General features: G+C 36.0%; 21 protein-coding genes and 1 riboswitch. Of the genes, 14 read left to right on the top strand and 7 right to left on the bottom strand.

What is annotated here, in order from left to right; genetic code table 11:
• Positions 1–86: 86 nt before the first annotated feature.
• Complete coding sequence (gene mgsA / locus AC4BC4_RS12505; protein WP_490475901.1) at positions 87–509, top strand: methylglyoxal synthase; 423 nt, start codon at positions 87–89, stop codon at positions 507–509.
• A gap of 72 nt (positions 510–581) precedes the next feature.
• Positions 582–679: riboswitch (THF riboswitch) on the top strand.
• A 158-nt stretch (positions 680–837) separates the two neighbouring features.
• Positions 838–1,374 (top strand): folate family ECF transporter S component, encoded by a 537-nt coding sequence (locus AC4BC4_RS12500; RefSeq protein WP_438758455.1) that lies wholly within the window; start codon positions 838–840, stop codon positions 1,372–1,374.
• Positions 1,375–1,431: 57 nt separating this feature from the next.
• On the opposite strand, the gene AC4BC4_RS12495 is transcribed toward AC4BC4_RS12500, so the two are convergent.
• Together AC4BC4_RS12495 and AC4BC4_RS12490 are read right to left on the bottom strand one after the other, a co-directional pair.
• Positions 1,432–3,195 (bottom strand): ABC transporter ATP-binding protein, encoded by a 1,764-nt coding sequence (locus AC4BC4_RS12495; protein WP_490475900.1) that lies wholly within the window; start codon positions 3,193–3,195, stop codon positions 1,432–1,434.
• Positions 3,192–4,916, bottom strand: coding sequence for an ABC transporter ATP-binding protein (locus AC4BC4_RS12490; protein ID WP_490475899.1), 1,725 nt, complete (start codon positions 4,914–4,916; stop codon positions 3,192–3,194). Before AC4BC4_RS12490 ends, AC4BC4_RS12495 begins: the two co-directional genes overlap by 4 nt.
• A 299-nt stretch (positions 4,917–5,215) precedes the next feature.
• Here AC4BC4_RS12490 and AC4BC4_RS12485 point away from each other — a divergent pair, with 299 nt between their 5' ends.
• The 3 genes from AC4BC4_RS12485 (at position 5,216) to AC4BC4_RS12475 (ending at position 8,222) form a co-directional block, all read left to right on the top strand.
• On the top strand, positions 5,216–6,061 hold the full coding sequence (locus AC4BC4_RS12485) for a putative ABC transporter permease (protein WP_490475898.1): 846 nt from the start codon (positions 5,216–5,218) through the stop codon (positions 6,059–6,061).
• Positions 6,062–6,275: 214 nt separating this feature from the next.
• A complete protein-coding gene (locus tag AC4BC4_RS12480) occupies positions 6,276–7,445 on the top strand; it encodes a 3D domain-containing protein (RefSeq protein ID WP_490475897.1) in 1,170 nt (389 codons plus the stop codon).
• A 207-nt stretch (positions 7,446–7,652) separates the two neighbouring features.
• Entirely contained in the window at positions 7,653–8,222 is a 570-nt protein-coding gene (locus tag AC4BC4_RS12475) for a GNAT family N-acetyltransferase (protein ID WP_490475896.1), read from the top strand.
• 21 nt (positions 8,223–8,243) lie between these two features.
• On the opposite strand, the gene AC4BC4_RS12470 is transcribed toward AC4BC4_RS12475, so the two are convergent.
• Complete coding sequence (locus AC4BC4_RS12470; protein WP_490475895.1) at positions 8,244–8,759, bottom strand: LURP-one-related/scramblase family protein; 516 nt, start codon at positions 8,757–8,759, stop codon at positions 8,244–8,246.
• 42 nt (positions 8,760–8,801) lie between these two features.
• On the bottom strand, positions 8,802–9,671 hold the full coding sequence (locus AC4BC4_RS12465) for a Cof-type HAD-IIB family hydrolase (protein ID WP_490475894.1): 870 nt from the start codon (positions 9,669–9,671) through the stop codon (positions 8,802–8,804).
• 195 nt (positions 9,672–9,866) lie between these two features.
• Here AC4BC4_RS12465 and AC4BC4_RS12460 point away from each other — a divergent pair, with 195 nt between their 5' ends.
• The 5 genes from AC4BC4_RS12460 (at position 9,867) to AC4BC4_RS12440 (ending at position 14,307) form a co-directional block, all read left to right on the top strand.
• Complete coding sequence (locus AC4BC4_RS12460) at positions 9,867–10,550, top strand: uracil-DNA glycosylase (RefSeq protein ID WP_490475893.1); 684 nt, start codon at positions 9,867–9,869, stop codon at positions 10,548–10,550.
• A 151-nt stretch (positions 10,551–10,701) separates the two neighbouring features.
• On the top strand, positions 10,702–11,682 hold the full coding sequence (pta, locus tag AC4BC4_RS12455; RefSeq protein ID WP_438758464.1) for a phosphate acetyltransferase: 981 nt from the start codon (positions 10,702–10,704) through the stop codon (positions 11,680–11,682).
• 126 nt (positions 11,683–11,808) lie between these two features.
• Entirely contained in the window at positions 11,809–12,282 is a 474-nt protein-coding gene (gene tsaE, locus AC4BC4_RS12450; protein WP_490475892.1) for a tRNA (adenosine(37)-N6)-threonylcarbamoyltransferase complex ATPase subunit type 1 TsaE, read from the top strand.
• The gene (locus AC4BC4_RS12445) at positions 12,279–12,800 is read left to right on the top strand and encodes a GNAT family N-acetyltransferase (RefSeq protein WP_490475891.1); all 522 of its coding nucleotides are present in this window, start codon (positions 12,279–12,281) and stop codon (positions 12,798–12,800) included. Before tsaE ends, AC4BC4_RS12445 begins: the two co-directional genes overlap by 4 nt.
• Positions 12,801–12,978: 178 nt before the next feature.
• A complete protein-coding gene (locus AC4BC4_RS12440; RefSeq protein ID WP_490475890.1) occupies positions 12,979–14,307 on the top strand; it encodes a 6-phospho-beta-glucosidase in 1,329 nt (442 codons plus the stop codon).
• Positions 14,308–14,383: 76 nt separating this feature from the next.
• Here the strand turns inward: AC4BC4_RS12440 and AC4BC4_RS12435 are convergent, their stop codons facing one another.
• The 3 genes from AC4BC4_RS12435 to AC4BC4_RS12425 form a co-directional block, all read right to left on the bottom strand.
• On the bottom strand, positions 14,384–15,127 hold the full coding sequence (locus AC4BC4_RS12435; protein WP_490475889.1) for a MurR/RpiR family transcriptional regulator: 744 nt from the start codon (positions 15,125–15,127) through the stop codon (positions 14,384–14,386).
• Positions 15,128–15,153: 26 nt separating this feature from the next.
• Positions 15,154–15,678, bottom strand: a complete 525-nt coding sequence (locus tag AC4BC4_RS12430) for a GNAT family N-acetyltransferase (protein ID WP_490475888.1) — start codon at positions 15,676–15,678, stop codon at positions 15,154–15,156.
• 76 nt (positions 15,679–15,754) lie between these two features.
• Positions 15,755–15,943, bottom strand: a complete 189-nt coding sequence (locus tag AC4BC4_RS12425) for a hypothetical protein (protein ID WP_490475887.1) — start codon at positions 15,941–15,943, stop codon at positions 15,755–15,757.
• A 238-nt stretch (positions 15,944–16,181) separates the two neighbouring features.
• On the opposite strand from AC4BC4_RS12425, the gene AC4BC4_RS12420 reads away from it, so the two are divergent.
• The 4 genes from AC4BC4_RS12420 (at position 16,182) to AC4BC4_RS12405 (ending at position 17,674) form a co-directional block, all read left to right on the top strand.
• The gene (locus AC4BC4_RS12420) at positions 16,182–16,355 is read left to right on the top strand and encodes a hypothetical protein (protein ID WP_438757109.1); all 174 of its coding nucleotides are present in this window, start codon (positions 16,182–16,184) and stop codon (positions 16,353–16,355) included.
• A gap of 23 nt (positions 16,356–16,378) precedes the next feature.
• Positions 16,379–16,888: a phage major tail protein, TP901-1 family gene (locus AC4BC4_RS12415; protein ID WP_438757108.1), complete on the top strand. Its 510-nt coding sequence runs from the start codon at positions 16,379–16,381 to the stop codon at positions 16,886–16,888.
• Positions 16,889–16,991: 103 nt separating this feature from the next.
• Positions 16,992–17,333, top strand: coding sequence for a tail assembly chaperone (locus AC4BC4_RS12410; protein WP_490475886.1), 342 nt, complete (start codon positions 16,992–16,994; stop codon positions 17,331–17,333).
• A 71-nt stretch (positions 17,334–17,404) separates the two neighbouring features.
• Positions 17,405–17,674: a hypothetical protein gene (locus tag AC4BC4_RS12405; RefSeq protein ID WP_490475885.1), complete on the top strand. Its 270-nt coding sequence runs from the start codon at positions 17,405–17,407 to the stop codon at positions 17,672–17,674.
• Positions 17,675–17,683: the final 9 nt, after the last annotated feature.

Raw genomic sequence — 17,683 nt, 5'->3', positions numbered from 1 at the left:
TCAAAGTGACAAAGAAGCAAACTTTTCTTTAACTTCATATTGGAAGACTTTGTTATAATAAGAAGAACAGAAGAGGGGAGAAACAGATGAAAATTGCATTGATAGCACATGATCGAAAAAAAGAACTGATGGTCAAACTAACATTAGCGTATCAGCCGATATTAAAAGAGCATGAACTATTTGCTACAGGAACGACTGGGCTAAAAGTTTCAGAAGCTACAGGGCTTCCTATTCATCGCTTTAAGTCTGGACCATTAGGTGGTGACCAGCAAATCGGGGCAATGATTTCAGAAGACAAGTTGGATATGGTGATTTTTTTGCGGGATCCTCTAGCAGCACAACCGCATGAGCCAGATGTCACAGCGCTGATTCGCTTAAGTGATGTGTATGAAATTCCTTTGGCAACCAATATTGGAACAGCTGAAATTTTATTGAGAGGATTACAAGCAGGTTTTGCCGATTTTAGAAATGTAGTTCATGAAACAGACAATAAACCTTTATCATTTTAACTAGTATAGTCGAAGGTTGTTGCAGCAATGGAATGAATATGCTATATTTCATTTAGGCTTAGGCCTAAATAAAACAGAGTAGGAAATAAAGCGTTAAGTGCTGAAAGGATGGGATGTTGCCTTTCGGACGAAGAATATATGAAAATAGTGATTTAGCTGCATGAACTAGCTTCTAGGGAAAAAGATAAAATAGGATTATGATAGAAATCGTCATATTTCTATTTTTCAATCGAAGCTAAATGATTCATTCCACTTTTTCTGTATTCGCGGTTTTGTTTTCGCATTCGCTGCATATTTTGTGTAGCAGCTCTTAGAGGAGATGCTAGAAATGAAGAAAAGAAAAATTGATACACGAACTATTACGCTGATGAGTTTGTTGATTGCGTTAATGGTGATTTTCACACGATTTATTTCGTTTGAGACACAGTTTTTACGAGTTAGTTTGACCTTTATTCCAGAGTCATTGATGGGGATTCTTTTTGGTCCATTTTGGACAGGGATCGGTAGTGCTGTAGCGGATACAGTCGGTATGTTGTTGTTTCCAAAAGGTCCGTATTTTCCTGGTTTTACATTGAATGCCTTTATTTCTGGCGCGATTTATGGATTCTTTTATTACAAAAAGGAATTAACATGGAAACGGGTGATCATGGCGACATTATCTGTTACGCTGATTATCCATATGTTCCTGACGCCTTTATGGCTTGGACTTTTATATGGCGTAAATATCTCCAATCTTGCTTGGTGGGCGCCTAGAATCGTGAAAAATATCATCTTTTTTCCGATACAAGTCGCAGCTACTTATTATTTAGGGAATAAAGTTCCTTATAAACAATTTTTGAATAAATCATTGACCCATTTAAAATAAAAAAAAGCCCTCAACTTTCCAACATCCCAAGGAAGTTTGAGGGCTTTTTATCTATTATCATAATTGATTTTTAAATTGAGCATCATATAAAGCGTGGTAATACCCATCTTTTTTATGGATCAATTCATCATGACTGCCAATCTCGACAACAGATCCTTGCTCCATTACTACTATTTTATCCGCATTTTTTATCGTTGAAAGACGGTGAGCAATTACGAAACTTGTACGTCCATCCATCATTTGTAAAAACGCATCTTGAATATTTTTTTCAGTCAACGTATCAACTGAGCTTGTCGCTTCATCTAAGATCAGCATAGGAGGATCACTGATCATGGTTCTAGCAATCGTCATTAGTTGTCTTTGTCCCTCAGAGATTTTGATGCCACTAGAACCTATCAAAGTATCTAATCCTTTAGGCAGCCGAGTAACAAAATCAAAGATATAAGCCTTTTTCATAGCAGCTTCAATTTGTGTATCTGTAGCTGTCGGGTTTCCATACGTCAAATTATCACGAATTGTACTATCAAATAACCAAGTATCTTGCAAGACCATGCCAAAACTTTTGCGCAAGCTATTTCGTGTGACTTGGGTGATATTATGACCATCAATCGAAATCTGTCCGTTATCTACTTCATAAAAACGCATTAGTAAATTGACTAAGGTTGATTTCCCAGCACCAGTTTTCCCAACTATTGCTATCGTTTCACCAGGAAAAGCGGTCAAATTAAAATCTTGAATCAACGGTTTTGAAGGCGTATAAGAAAAATCTACATGGTTGAATATGACTTTTCCTGCAGCATCTTCTAAAACAAATGCATGTTGACCATCTGGTTTTTCTTCAGGTTGGCTGATAATCTCAAACGTTCGATCTAATCCAGCCAAGGCAGTTTGAATTTGAGTAGTGATACCGGATAACTCAATAAAAGGTTTAGAAAATTGACTAGAATAAATCGTAAAACTTGAAATCACACCTATCGTGATTGCCTGATTCCCACTTAATACTAACAAGCCACCAACAAGACCAATCGATAGATAAGCTAAATGATCGATAAAACGAGATAACGGATTTGTTAGTGAAGAAGAGAACTGTGCTTTTTGACCACGTACATACAAGTCTTGATTTAATGATTCAAATCGTTTTTGAGAAACTGTTTCTTGCTGAAAAGCTTTGACGATTTTTTGATTCCCAACCATTTCAGAAACAAAACCGGAAATTTCCCCCACAATTTTTTGCTGTTCAAAAAAGTTTTTCTGAGATGATTTCGCAACTGCCCAATTCACTAGAAAAATAATCGGTGTCGCGATCAAAACAACGACTGTAAGTAGTGGACTGAGTTTTAGCATAAAGAAGAAGGCAATAATCACAACCGATAGGCCTGAAAATAACTGATTAAAAACAGCAGAGCAAGCCACAGAGATATTATCCATATCATTTGTAAAGCGACTGACGATATTTCCGTGAGACGTTTGGTCATAATAATTTAAGGGTAATCGATTTAAATGAGCGAAAGCATCTTTTCTCAATTCTGCTATAGAAAGATACGAAACTCGGTTACCCAAGCGTTGGATCAACCACTGACTGATTACAGTGATGACGAGAATACCCACTAAGGTGCTAAGAAATCGCAGCAGGATCGTAAAATCAACATTGCCTTTAGAAATCATTGTGTCTACCGATTTTCCCATATAATAGGTCATTAAAACAGTAGTCAATCCGCTAAGAATACCAAGAAAAACGGCAGCAATCATCTCTTTTGGATAACGAAGCAAATAGGGCATGAAACGATTGAATGAATTAGTAGACGTTTTTTTCGTTGTCATGAAATACTTTCCTCCTCTTGTGAAGCGACGATTTCTTGGTAAGCTTTAGAATGATGTAATAACTCTTCGTGTGTTCCTAGTCCAACTTGTTTTCCACTGGCCAAAACTAAAATTTGATCTGCTTGTTGAATCGAACTGATTCGTTGAGAAATGATAATAAGGGTTGTTTCCTTTAAATCTCGTTTTAAAGCTGTCCGCAAATTTAGATCTGTTTGATAATCTAAGGCGCTTAAAGAGTCATCTAAAATTAAAATATCAGGTCTGTGAATCAAAGCACGGGCAATCGTTAATCGTTGTTTTTGCCCACCAGAAAAGTTTTTTCCACCTTCATAAACTTGCGTGTCTAGACCATCGCTTAGATCTTCGACAAATTCTTTACATTGAGCAGTTTCTAATGCTTGCCAACACTCATCATCGGTCGCATTTTTTTTGCCCCATTGAAGGTTTTCTCGAATTGTACCTGTAAATAAAATAGCCGTTTGAGGTGTAATTGCGATTTTATTGCGTAGTTTATCTATAGACCAGTCGCGAACGTTGATTCCGTCAACGAATAGATTGCCTTCACTGGTATCGTAAAAACGTGGTATTAATTGTGTCAATGTACTTTTCCCACCACCCGTTGGTCCAGTAATACCTAAAACTGAGTTTTTAGATATTTTCAATGAAATATCTTTCAAAGCCAATCCGGCAGTTGGTTGGTAACGGAATGAGACACGATCGAAGACGATTTCTTTTGTTTGACTATCAGAAGAAACACCTTTGTCGACCGATTGGATACTAGGTTCGACCGATAGAACCTCCTGAACTCTGGATGCCGAAGCCGAGGCACGTGTAAAAATAATAACTAGATTTGAAACAACAATCAATGCCAGCAGCATTTGATTCATGTAATTGATCAAAGCCAACACTTCCCCTTGTTGTAATCCGCCAATCTCGACTTTGATCCCACCGAGATAGAGCAAGGCCAAAATACCAAGGTTCATTACTAAGGTGGTGGCAGGAGTTAATAACGCTGAGATGTTAGAAACACGAATGTAAATAGAAGAAAGATCATCGGTTACGTCGCTAACATGTTTTTCCTCTGTCTTTTTTCTAGCAAAGGCTCTGATCACTCGAACACCGCTTAAATTTTGACTGATTTGTCTGTTTAACAGGTCAAGCTTTTCTTGCACTTTTTTATATAAAGGGACTGTTGTTTTAATAATAAAATAAAGAATAAGGCAAAAAATTGGAAGCATTAGTAGAAAAATAAGGCCCATTTGTACATTGATGTAAAAAGCCATAATAACAGAGCCAATACTTAAAAAAGGCGCACGAATCACTAGTCGAATCAACATTGCTAAGGCCAGCTGCAACTGGTTGATATCATTTGTCATACGTGTGATCAGTGTATCCGTTCCAAAACTGTTTAATTCAGCATGAGAAAGTTGGTTGATTTTTTTCATCACTTTATTTCTTAATTCTGTTCCGAATCCTTGTGAGGCGATGGAAGAATAGTATTGGCAGATCATTACACAAATCAGTCCAATGATAGACATTAAAAACATCCAACCAGCCATTTGAATTACGTAAGCTCGATCATTATTTTTAATTCCTTGATCCACTAAACGTGCCATAAATAATGGCAAAACCAACTCGAAACAAGCTTCTAAAAACTTGAAAAAAGGACCAAGAATGATTTGCTTACGGTATTTCTTTGCGTATGTGAGTAAACTGAACATGGGATTCCTCCTAAATATAAAAATATGGCAGACTCATCGAGTAGAAAAAATTTAGTGCAATTTTTTGTCATAGAGAGAATTGATTCCTGAAAGATCAGCCTGTGAAACGATATAATGCTAAGAGCATAACAGACTCACTACGTTCTAACAAAAAATGAGCTTATAAAAGAAACAATCATTTTGCCAATAAAGTTTCTCTTCTATTGTATATCAATTTTTCATGAGAATAAAGTTGCTCGCATAAATCTATAGTTATTTGTTACAATAACAAGCAAGTACTATTTTAAAGGAGAAAGTATATGAATAAATTTATTGAAATTGTTTTACTATTTTTTATCTACTCATTTATCGGTTGGCTTTGGGAGACAGTTTATTGCTCATTAAAAGCCAAAAAATTTGTGTATCGAGGATTTTTAGTTGGACCGTATTGCCCGATTTATGGTTTTGGTATTTTAGGTGTTCTTTATTTTTTAGAGCCGCTTAAACAAAATATCGTTGTCTTGTATTTACTATCAACGATTTTAGTGACTATTTTAGAATACATCACGAGTTATGGTTTAGAAAAAATGTTCCATGCTTCTTGGTGGGACTATAAAGACGTGCCATTGAATATCAATGGACGGGTTGCTTTGCCTGTATCACTATTTTGGGGGATCGGCTGTGTGCTGATTGTACGTGTTATTCATCCGAGAGTAATGTTATTTGAGGAATTTTTATCTGAAAAATTTGGTATCGTTCTACCGATTATTTTATTACTTCTAATCATTAGTGATCTAATTTACACACTAGCGAATATGCAGTCATTCAAAAAAGTCACAGCACAGATCAGTACGGCTGTGGAAGAACGCAAACAAGACTTAGCAAGTGCAGTGACTGAAAAACGTGAGGAACTCTCAGCAAATCTATCTGAATTAAAAGAAACCGTAACGGAAGAAATGAAAGAGCGTAAACAATCAAAAATGACAGACCGAAATACTTGGTTAGAAGAGTTTAAAGAAAGTCCTGCAATCAAAAAATTATTGACCCATATGAACTACAATCAAAAACGTTGGATAAAGAATTATCCTAATTTGAAATTGAAAAATGTGAAAAATCCTTTCGAAGTCCAACAAATTATTAATAAAAGTAAAAAAAAGCCCAAGTAATTTTTATTTAATATAACAGTCTATTTTTGTGTCTTATACATGTGTCAAGTAATGATATACGTAGGTTTTTACAACTAAATCGAGAAGGATAAAAGCAAACAATATTACAGGGAAATAGCTGATTTCACTGAAATGTAATAAATTGTAACGCTATTGAAACAAAATAAGCCTTATAGATTAGTATAATAGGCAGAGTTGGATTTAGTTAGGAAAGGTGTTGGATTCAGTGAAGGTAAAAAAATTGATACCATTTTTAGCTGCTATCATGCTAGTAAATGTTGCTCTTCCAATCAGTGCTGCTGCAGAGTCATTAGACGATCTGAAGAATAAAGAAGCTCAAGCTGCACAAACTGGAGAATCGCTTAGCAAAGATATCAATACAGCTTTAAATGATGTTAATGAAAAATATGCTGAAATCGAAAAATTGAAAGCAGATATTTCAAAAGCTGAAGAAACAATCAAGAACTCTGAAGCTGAAATCACAGTGACGGAACAAAGTATTGCGCGTCGTAAAGAAGTCGTTGGAAATCGTATGAAAGATGTCCAGCTAAGTGGGGAACAGCGTACATGGCAAGTATTATTAGATGCTGAAAGTGTATCAGATTTCTTTAATAAAGCCTACGCGATGACGATTTTACAAAATGCTGAAAAAGAAAAAATCAATAGTTTATCTAAAGATAAAGAAAAATTGTCTGAACTTCAAGAAACTGTAAAAAGTAAACAAAATGAATTACAAACCAACGAAACAAAATTACAGGACGAAGCATCAGCAATGAACGAACAAGTTGTAACGTTGAAACAGCAATTATCTGATAATCAAGCTGCATTGCAACAAATCGCTAGCCAAAAACAGACAGAAGAAAAACGTATCACTGATGAAAAGAAAGCCGCTGAAGCACGCAAAAAGCAAGTTGCATTAGAAGAAGCACAAAAAAAAGCTGACGCGACTGCTCAATCAAGCTCAAGCAGCAGTTCATCATCAAGCAGTGATTCAAGTAGTTCAAGCTCAAGCAGCGAAGAACAACCAGTTGTTACACCACCATCACAGCCTGCAGAAACACCAAATACTGGCGGTGAAACCGGTAATAGTGGAGCAAACGGTCAAGTACTTTACATGCAATCAACAGCCTATTCATTTAGAGAAGCTGGTTCTGGCTATATCACTGCAACAGGGATCGATCTTCGTACCCAAAGTAATGTGATTGCCGTTGATCCAAGCGTGATTCCTCTAGGATCATTTGTTGAAGTAGAAGGATATGGATTTGCTGTTGCTGGAGATACTGGTGGCGCAATCAAAGGAAATATTATTGATGTGCACTTCCCGTCTGTTGACCAATGTTTAACATGGGGTCGCAGAAACAATGTTAAAGTTACAATTCAATAAAAAAGTGAAGATACTCATTGAGTGTCTTTTTTTTATTCTCATTCATGGTGTACTTCATAGAGCAACATTTTGTCTAACGATCAACAAGTTAGTAAATGTCTTTAACTGTTTCTCATCCAATTATTAAAACAAATTAAAAAACAAGTGAATGTAATGCATGAACAAAAAATAAATGGTACACTTCAGTAAAGAAAGTGAGGAATAACAATGATTCGTTTTGCAACAAAAGAAGACGGAGAGGCTATTGCTCCGTTGATATTAGTTATTTTAAAAGATATGGAATTATCCTTATTAGAAATTATCCCGGAAGAAACAATTTTAGCCGTATTAGCCGAAGCAGTGGCTGATCCAACATATCGTTATGGTTATCAACGTGGCTTAGTGTATGAAGAAGATGGTCATGTGGCAGGCATTGCGTTTGGTTATCCAAATGAAGCTGAGACAATAATCGATGAACCACTAAAAAAAGTATTGCGTAAATACAATCTTGACGAAGAAATAAGAATATTTATTGATTCTGAGACATTGCCAGGTGAATGGTATTTGGATTCGATTTCTGTTGATGAAAAGTATCGTGGATTAGGAATCGGCTCTAAACTATTGGATGCTTTGCCTAAAATGGCTAAAAGAGAGGGTAAAAACGTAATTGGATTAAGTGTGGACAAAGGAAATCCAAATGCCAAAAAATTATACACTCGAAAAGGCTTTAAAGATGTGGCTGAGATGATGATCAGTGGACATTTATACGATCATATGCAAAAAAAAATCAGCGAATAATAGACGCTGATTTTTTCTATTTTAACAGGCACCCCAACCAATGATCGGTTTATGATTGGGATTCTTTTTTTTATTGTACAACCAATAATCCAACACTGCAGCAACACATATACATAACGGTGCATCTTCGTCATTTAGTACATCCAAACTAAAATAATCACCTGAAAAAAGATTAGCTTTATTCATTTCCATGATTTTACGATTGACTTGGTAGATGGAATAGCGATGATTTTTTATGTCTCCTAAAACACTCCAATGCAAGTGTTGGATGTAGTAAAAATCTGCATTCAAATTTAAAATTTTTCGTAATACGCCGACCTTTTCAAAACCTTTGTATAATTCAAACCGTGAACCAAAAGCAAAGGATGTTTGTCTGATGCTAGCGACGAGTTCACCGCTCATCGTATATAAAGAAAGAGCATCGCCGCGTGTTCCCCAACGTCCAACAAGTAAGAAAAGAGACTTGCCGTCTTCCTTTTTGACAATAGTCCTCGTGACATTGCTCAATTGTCGTTCTTGAATAAAAAATTCAGACACCGTATCTCACCTCTTTTCCAAATTATTTAGCCGTTCAGATCACTACAAATTTTCGCGAATTGCCCGCAAAATAGCTTCTCCCACACCATTTTCTAAGTTGGTAGAGGTGATATAGTTTGCGTGTTCTTTAACTTCTAATTCAGCATTTCCCATTGCAAAACTAACATCAGCCCATTGCAACATACTGACATCATTGAAATTATCCCCAATAGTCATCACCTCTTTTTTTGAAATACCGCGGTCTTTTGCAACATGAGCGACGGCGATTCCTTTTTGAGCATTTTTATGATTGATCTCAATATTGTTTTGTGCAGATGAGGTGACGGCTAAATCGTTCAACTGTCTTATTTGAGTACTTGCAGGACCTAAGACTTGCGGACCATCCATACTAAAACCAATAATTTTTAACACTTCGATATCCTTTTGCTCAATCAATGCTCGCATATTCTCTATATAAGTGATATCGAGTAAAGATAAGTGAGCAGCAGCCATCGCAATCGCTACTTTGTAGGTCATATGCGGCATTGTCGTTGCAATATGAGAAGCAAAGTTTTCAATTCTTTTTTCTTGTTGCTCAGAATAAATGCCTTTATTAGTAGAGACTTCAAAGTATACATTGTGTGCATCCAAAATATCCATAATTTCAGTAGTCGTTTTTTTATCGATTCCTGCGGTAAAGAGGGAATTACCTGTTTTATCAAATACTTTAGCACCGTTCAACGTGATCATTGCACATTCGATCCCAGCCTCATCTAAAGCAGGTTTTGCTTCTGTATAAGCACGTCCTGTCGCCACCATAAACTCAATACCTAAACGTTCTGCTTCTCTAATTGCTGATGCATTGTCTTTTGAAATCCCCATTTTTGAATCAAGTAGAGTTCCATCCATGTCTGAAGCAATCAATTTAATCATAAATTTTTCTACACCTCATTTATTTATCTTATCTATAGTTTACCATGTTTTTTCCATTTCAGGGCAGAAAAAATTTCTTGTCACATCATAAAAAATCAGATATGCTTATTGTGTAAAAGAAAGCGTTCAGAATAGAAGTTTTAATTAATATGAATAGAAAAATAGCATACCGATTAAATTATAGGAGGATCACGAATGAAAGCAATTATTCATAATAGTTGGCAAGAAGTTTTAGAAGAAGAGTTCACGAAGGAATATTATTTAAATTTGAGACATTTTTTAAAGCAAGAATATAAGGAACAAACCATTTATCCAGATATGTATCATATTTATTCTGCACTGGAGTTAACACCATATGAAGAGGTTAAAGTAGTTATATTGGGACAAGATCCTTATCATGGTCCTAAGCAGGCACATGGATTAAGTTTTTCTGTACAGCCAAATATTAAAACGCCACCTTCTTTGATGAATATTTACAAAGAACTTCAAACAGATTTGGGTTATCCGCCAGTTTCACATGGTTTCTTAGAAAGTTGGGCAAAACAAGGTGTCCTATTATTAAACACTGTTTTAACGGTTCGAGCAGGTCAAGCTTATTCTCATAGAGGACAAGGATGGGAAAATTTGACGGATGCAATCATTAAAAAACTGAATGATCGTGATAAACCAATTGTATTTATCTTATGGGGAAAGCCAGCACAAGAAAAAGTCAAAATGATTGATACGAACAAGCATATCATTATCAAATCATCCCATCCAAGTCCATTGGCCGCTCACCGTGGATTCTTTGGATCAAAGCCATTTTCAAAAACAAATCAGGCATTAGAGCAATTAGGTGAGACTCCGATTAACTGGCAATTACCTGATACAGTGTCTTAAAACAGCTGCTTCTGTTATAGTGCAGAAATGTGAGTTTGTGAAAACAATATCAGAATCAACATTTTTACACTAATACAGCTAGAAATAACTGTTATTTTCTTGGAGAATGGTGTATGATAAGTTTGTATAAATAAACATTGGAGGGTATATCGTGGAATTATTCGATAGCTTAAAATTTAAAGTCATTCGCCGTAACATCAAAATTGTTTTCCCAGAAGCAACAGATCCCCGTATTTTAGGAGCTGCTGCTCGTTTGAAAGCAGAAGAATTAATGGAACCAATCTTGATTGGTAAACAAGAAGCAATTGTAGAAGCTGCTCATGCTCGTGGAATCAAAGCTTCTGGATTTACAATCGTCGACCCTGATAATTATGATGGATGGGAAGATATGGTTGCTGCATTTGTTGAACGCCGTAATGGAAAAGTAACAGACGAAGATGCACGTAAGATTTTAAAGGATGTAAACTACTTTGGCACAATGCTGACATATATGGGTCTTGCTGATGGTATGGTCAGTGGTGCAATCCACTCGACTGGAGATACTGTTCGTCCAGCTTTACAAATCATCAAAACAAAACCAGGAGTTAGCCGTACAAGTGGTGCAATGATCATGGTTCGTGGTCGCGACCAAGAAAAATACATCTTTGCAGACTGCGCAATCAATGTGAATCCGAATGCGCAAGAATTAGCTGAAATTGCGGTTGATAGTGCAAAAACAGCTAAATTATTTGATATCGAGCCAAAAGTGGCAATGATGAGTTTCTCAACAAAAGGTTCTGCAAAAGCACCGGAAGTTGATAAAGTTGTTGAAGCAACAAAAATTGCTAAAAACTTAGCACCAGAACTTGAGATCGATGGTGAATTACAATTTGATGCTTCTTACGTTGCATCTGTTGCGCAACTAAAAGCACCGAATTCATCTGTTGCAGGTCAAGCAACTGTCTTTGTTTTCCCTGAGCTGCAATCAGGAAATATTGGTTATAAGATCGCTCAACGTTTAGGTAACTTTGAAGCAATCGGTCCGATCTTACAAGGATTGAACAAACCAGTTTCAGACTTGTCTCGTGGTGCAAATGAAGAAGATATCTACAAACTTTCAATCATTACTGCAGCACAAACATTAATGAATTAATTAAGACTACTAGAGAATTGAAGCAAAACGTTCAACGTTTTGTTTCAGCTCTCTAGTTTTTTTTTCAATAATTCGGTATACTACACTACATGGAATGATAGACAGTTTAAGTAGGTAGGTGACAAAATGGATGTAACAATCAACAACCCTAAAGAAATGGAATCTCTAGCAACCATTATTGGACTAGTGGCGAATTCTGGGGATAATATTATTCTTTCAGGTGAGTTAGGTGCGGGGAAAACTACGATGACAAAAGGGATCGCATTAGGGTTAGATATTGATCAAATGATCAAAAGTCCGACGTACACAATCATTCGTGAATATCAACAAGGACGTTTGCCACTGTATCATATGGATGTGTATCGTGTTGAAAATAATGTGGATGACCTTGGTTTAGATGAGTATTTTGAGGGCGATGGTTTATCTGTTGTTGAATGGGGAAAACTATTGGGAGAGTTTTTACCGATGGACTATTTAGATATCACGATTGCAAAAGATTCTGAAGATATGAATAAAAGAATGGTGTCAATTCAAGCATTCGGGTCACAAGCAAAAGGATTTTTAGAACGGATTCAGCAAAAAATGGAGGAACAAATATGACAGAGGTTGAATTTACGATTCGGGAAGCAATCCCAACAGATGCTGAAGAAATTTTACAGGCATTAACACTAATTGGCAGTGAGACACCTTATTTGGTGATGGATGAAAAAGGCATGGAAATGATGCCAGATGAGATGAGTGAAAATCTAGCAAATCTGTATGAATCTCCAAATAATGTATTGATGGTGGCTTTAGCAGACGGAAAAGTCATTGGTACGGCTTCTGTCAAAGCGTCTTCTAAAAAACGCATGGAGCATATCGGTGAGATCGGTATCAGCATTTTAAAAGACTATTGGGGATTTGGTTTAGGCAGTTTGATGATGGAAGAGCTAATTGAATGGGCTAAGGAAAGTAAGGTAATCCGTCGTTTAGAACTGACTGTCCAACACCGCAATCAGCGTGCGGTTCATGTGTATGAAAAAATCGGATTTAAAACAGAAGCGATCATGGCTCGTGGTGCAAAGACGGACGATGGAGAATTTTTAGAGGTTCATTTGATGAGCATGATGATTGATTAAGCAAAATAATGGGATTGAACATACAATGTGTTCAATCCTTTTTTTGTAACGTCTTGTTACTCGAATGTTACAAGTTACTTTTGCTTTGATTATGTAACCACTTACTTCTTTGCTCTATATTCTAACCTAATAACAGGCTATACTAAGGTCAGATAAAACGCTAAGGAGCTGAAGCGAGATGTCAAAAGGAATTAAAATCGTTACGATCGGTGGAGGATCAAGTTACACACCAGAATTAGTTGAAGGCTTTATTAAACGATATGATGAATTGCCAGTACGCGAGTTATGGTTAGTTGATATTGAAGCAGGAAAAGAAAAATTAGAAATCGTTGGTGCAATGGCCAAACGTATGGTCAAAGCAGCTGGTGTAGATTGTGAAGTTCACTTAACTCTAGATCGTCGTGAAGCCTTGAAAGATGCTGATTTCGTTACAACACAATTACGTGTAGGACTTTTAGATGCACGGATTTTAGATGAACGTATCCCATTAAGCCATGGCTTGATTGGCCAAGAAACAAATGGAGCTGGCGGTATTTTTAAAGCGTTGAGAACAGTTCCCGTAATTTTAGATATTGTAGAAGATATGAAAGAACTCTGTCCAAATGCATGGTTGATCAACTTTACAAACCCAGCAGGAATGGTAACGGAAGCTGTTTTACGTTATGGTAATTGGGATAAAGTAGTCGGTCTATGTAATATTCCAGTCAATGCAGTTTTTGAAGAAGCAGAATTATTAGGTGAAAATAATCGCGATTTATTCTTCCAGTTTGCTGGGATCAATCACTTACACTGGCATACCATTACAGATAAAAACGGAAAAGACCGCACGGATGAATTGATCAAGGTGATGTATGGTCAAGACGATGCAAAATCGATCGTAGCCAATATCAAAGACAACAACTTGATTTGGGAACAGGTAGAAAATCTGCACATGATTCCTTGTCCATACCATAATTATTACTATTATACAGATAAAATGCTAGCTGAAGAATTGGAAGATTTTAAAAACAATGGCACACGAGCTGAAAAAGTCAAAAAAATCGAACATGAATTGTTTGAATTGTACAAAGATCCCAATTTAGACTACAAACCAAAACAATTAGCAGAACGCGGTGGTGCTCGTTATAGCGATGCAGCGTGCGAAATCATCAACTCTATTCATAATGATAAACGCACAACAATGACTGTTAGTACTAGAAACAACGGCACGATCACAGATCTACCGGCGGAAAGTGCAGTAGAAGTAACCTGTACGATCACTGGAAAAGGTCCTGTACCTTATAACTTCGGCAGCTTTAAACCACAAGAACGTGGTTTGTTACAAGTAATGAAATCAATGGAAGAATTAACCATCGAAGCGGCTGTCACAGGAGATTATGGAACATTGCTACAAGCTTTTACAATGAATCCATTGATCACAAGTGGTGATGTTGCTAAAGAAGTGATGGATGAGCTATTAGAAGCACATAAACACTATTTACCAGCTTTCTTTAAAGAAGGAAAATAATTAAAAGAGATCAAAAAAAGCATTAAGCTCCGAAATATACTCAGGAGCTTAATGCTTTTTTGCGTCTATTTGGGTTCTACTCTTTTTGATTTTGTACTTCTTTTGCCAAATATTCTACCGTATAAAGCGCTGGAACTTGAGAAGTAATGTCACTATCCCCAATTCGTTCTGTTGAAATATAATAAGGAATATTTACATCTGAAAGGGCTGCAATCGGAGATTTTTCACTATTTGTGATAGAAATGATGGAACTATCATTCGTAATAAAATGATTCAGATAATTGATGATAGCTTCATTTTCTCCACTAACAGAAAGAGCAATCACGCAAACATTTTTCGCCATACTTTTGTTAAAAAAGTTCACAGGGTGATTAATCGGATCTTCAATATGAAAAGCCATACTGAAAATAGAGGAGAAATACAACGCACCATATTCGGCAATAATATTTGATGATCCTGCTCCAATAAATAAGACAAGATCTTTTTCTGACAATAATTTTGCTGCAGCTTGAATTCGTTCTTGGTAAAAGGATTCTGTAGAACGTTGGATAAAATTAGTAAAAGACGTTTCATCCACGGCATGCGTCGTAACAGGCTCAGCCAATGATTTTCGATATAAATTCAATTTGATTTTAAATTCAGAAAATCCTTCACAACCAAATTTACGACAAAAGCGCAAAATGCTGGCGGTACTGCTATGGGTTTCTTTCGCTAACTCACGAATTCTCATATAGACGACTTCATCAATGTGAGATGCAATATATTTATAAATTTCTAAATCGATGGGACTTAAATCAGGACTATGATCTAAAAATAACAAGATATCCACTACTTTCTTTGTTAAGATTATTTATTGAAATCAATGCTGTAAACAAAATGACGAACTGGTATGCCAGAATAGTCTTTATCAAATTGTTTTACGAGGATCATGCTGTTTTTTTCTGCAACCTTTTGAGAAGAGAGATTCGTCTCTCGAATGATTGAACAGATTTTTTCAGCTTTCAAACTATTTTTAGTATATGTGAGGCATAATTGGCTAGCAGACGTTGCATAACCTTGATTCCAAAATTGTTTATTGACTAAATAGCCGATTTCTAATAGGGATTCACCTTCGACCTCAGAATAAACAATTCCACATTGACCGATAAAATTATTGTTCTGTTGGTCAATGATTGCCCATAAACCAAAGCCATTTTCTTGATAACTTTTTAAATTCCAGTTTAACCAATCATTTACTTTTTCTTCAGTAAAAGTTGCCTCATAGGCATACATCGTTTCTTCATCTTGTAAAATCAAGCATAAATCCTCGAAATCATCAGATGTAAGTTCTCTTAAATAGAGTTTGTCATTTTCGATTATTTTTTTAGTCATTGCGAGAATCTCCCTTTTTATCCAACTCTAACTTCATATTCATAACATACAACGGACCAATCCATCTTGGACAATGTTATCTAAAAACGAAAAAATTTGTTAATCGGCCATCGTCGATTCCTACTATTGGATGGATAAAAGAATTTTTCAAAGAAATCTTGATAGGCATTTCTGAAGTTTCTGTATAGCACAATGGTTCATCATTTAATTGATACTGCTGGATCATTTTTGAAAAATCGTTGGTATATTTTTGTAATAATATCATTCAGCACTTTTTTTGTCATTTCCATTATTTTACCATAGTAACGGCTTTTATCAGAAAAAAAGAAGGTTTAAAACTCTAAATAGTGAAAGAGACGTAACAGTAACTTGGGACAATTTTAACAGACTTCTGGGAGTTTGAACTCACTAATTATTTGTATACTAGGTTCATCAAGTAATAACTGCTGTAAACATTCGATTCATAGAGTCGCCCGTGACTTTAAATGAGAGGGGATGTCAACGTGAAATTAGATGATGTTGCTTTGCAAAATAAGAGGTACTTAACTTTTGAGCAGCAAGATAAGGCAATCAAACAACAGTTGAAAATTATCGAAAAGCTGCAACGAAGAGTAAAGGCAGAACAACGACGGAAAAATCAACTGGCATCTCAATTAAAAAAATTAACACAGCAGTAAAACATCAAGGAGGAAATGAACAGATGACAGCATTAAGTGGAGTAGATGTAGTATGGCGTTTTCGTTTAGCCGAAGACGAAGGAAATGAAAGCGCGTGGGGCTTAGCCTACAGCACAGAGAATGGTTATTCAAAATCAAAAGAAAGTGAATCGACTGTTACAAAAGATGGCAGTGTGGTCACACCAGGTGCAACAGAAACAACTGTTACAGCAACAACTTTATATAAAATCGGTTCGACTCAAATCGATAAATTGGAAACGGCAATGGATGAAAATAAGCGTGTTCAGATTTGGCGTATTAATACCAAAGAAATTGGTACTGGTAACGATCAAGGGAAATTCAAAGCTAAATACTTTGAAGGCTATTTTACTTCTTTTGAAGAAACAGATTCAGCAGAAAATAAAGTTGAATACTCTTTGGAATGGGCGATTGAAGGCGCAGGTAAGAATGGTTTTGCAGTTTTAGAGCTTGATACTTCAGAGGGCGGCGATTATGAATTTAAAGACACTGTAAAAGTAGAAGCTAAAGCATAATTGATTTTATAAAGTAATCGAAAGAGGTTAGATACTAGCCTCTTTCAGATAATTTATTATGGCGAGACAATTATTGTCGTTTTTAAAATTAGGAGGAAAAGACATGGAATTATCAATGAATGAAAAAATATTTGGCTGTAAATTTGGTTACGGTTTTTTAAAAGAAATCAACAAACGTTATTCAATAGAACGTGGTGGTATGCAGCTAAAATTAGGAGTTGGAGCAATTGTTTCAAATCTTCTTTTATCTGATGTAGATACCTTATTTGAAGTCTTACTGATTGCAAATATGACAGAAAAACCTCGAATGACAGTCAAATTTTTAGAAGAGTATGTTGAGGAAAATGGCACAAAAAATCTGTTTGAAGATGTGATCGATTCGCTAAAAAAGTCGGAATATACCGGGATGATGACCAGCAAAATGTTGGAAGAAGCACAAGCGTAAATAACATAGATTTTGATGAAGTATATGAGCAGGTCCGTCTAAACTGTTTGCGCTTCTTAAAAATTGAAAATTTGAATGAAATAGACCGCTTGACCATTCCTGACTACGAATTACGTATGAAGGCCTATCAATTAAAGCAATTAGATCGACAATATGAAATTCATATGCAGGCGTGGGCTACAGTTATGGCAGGTCAAACGCGAAAAGGTAAACCAGTTTTTAGAACTTTCGACAAGTTCTTTGATTATCGAAAAGCAGAAGAGAAAATACTTGGCAGACAACAAGAAACTTCTCCTGATAAAGTGAAACTTCAAAATTGGATCGCTAATTTCAATTCATAGGAAAGGAGG

This window comes from Enterococcus sp. AMC1086 (assembly GCF_058216575.1).
The sequence above is the reverse complement of the archived record's forward strand: the minus strand, read 5'-3'. Positions and strand labels throughout refer to the sequence as shown.

Excerpts from the sequence above, each read along its gene's own strand:
- mgsA (WP_490475901.1), top strand. The coding sequence starts at position 87 with ATGAAAATTGCATTGATAGCACATGATCGAAAAAAAGAACTGATGGTC.
- AC4BC4_RS12500 (WP_438758455.1), top strand. The coding sequence starts at position 838 with ATGAAGAAAAGAAAAATTGATACACGAACTATTACGCTGATGAGTTTG.
- AC4BC4_RS12495 (WP_490475900.1), bottom strand. The coding sequence starts at position 3,195 with ATGACAACGAAAAAAACGTCTACTAATTCATTCAATCGTTTCATGCCC.
- AC4BC4_RS12490 (WP_490475899.1), bottom strand. The coding sequence starts at position 4,916 with ATGTTCAGTTTACTCACATACGCAAAGAAATACCGTAAGCAAATCATT.
- AC4BC4_RS12485 (WP_490475898.1), top strand. The coding sequence starts at position 5,216 with ATGAATAAATTTATTGAAATTGTTTTACTATTTTTTATCTACTCATTT.
- AC4BC4_RS12475 (WP_490475896.1), top strand. The coding sequence starts at position 7,653 with ATGATTCGTTTTGCAACAAAAGAAGACGGAGAGGCTATTGCTCCGTTG.
- AC4BC4_RS12465 (WP_490475894.1), bottom strand. The coding sequence starts at position 9,671 with ATGATTAAATTGATTGCTTCAGACATGGATGGAACTCTACTTGATTCA.
- AC4BC4_RS12460 (WP_490475893.1), top strand. The coding sequence starts at position 9,867 with ATGAAAGCAATTATTCATAATAGTTGGCAAGAAGTTTTAGAAGAAGAG.
- tsaE (WP_490475892.1), top strand. The coding sequence starts at position 11,809 with ATGGATGTAACAATCAACAACCCTAAAGAAATGGAATCTCTAGCAACC.
- AC4BC4_RS12445 (WP_490475891.1), top strand. The coding sequence starts at position 12,279 with ATGACAGAGGTTGAATTTACGATTCGGGAAGCAATCCCAACAGATGCT.
- AC4BC4_RS12440 (WP_490475890.1), top strand. The coding sequence starts at position 12,979 with ATGTCAAAAGGAATTAAAATCGTTACGATCGGTGGAGGATCAAGTTAC.
- AC4BC4_RS12430 (WP_490475888.1), bottom strand. The coding sequence starts at position 15,678 with ATGACTAAAAAAATAATCGAAAATGACAAACTCTATTTAAGAGAACTT.
- AC4BC4_RS12425 (WP_490475887.1), bottom strand. The coding sequence starts at position 15,943 with ATGATATTATTACAAAAATATACCAACGATTTTTCAAAAATGATCCAG.
- AC4BC4_RS12415 (WP_438757108.1), top strand. The coding sequence starts at position 16,379 with ATGACAGCATTAAGTGGAGTAGATGTAGTATGGCGTTTTCGTTTAGCC.
- AC4BC4_RS12410 (WP_490475886.1), top strand. The coding sequence starts at position 16,992 with ATGGAATTATCAATGAATGAAAAAATATTTGGCTGTAAATTTGGTTAC.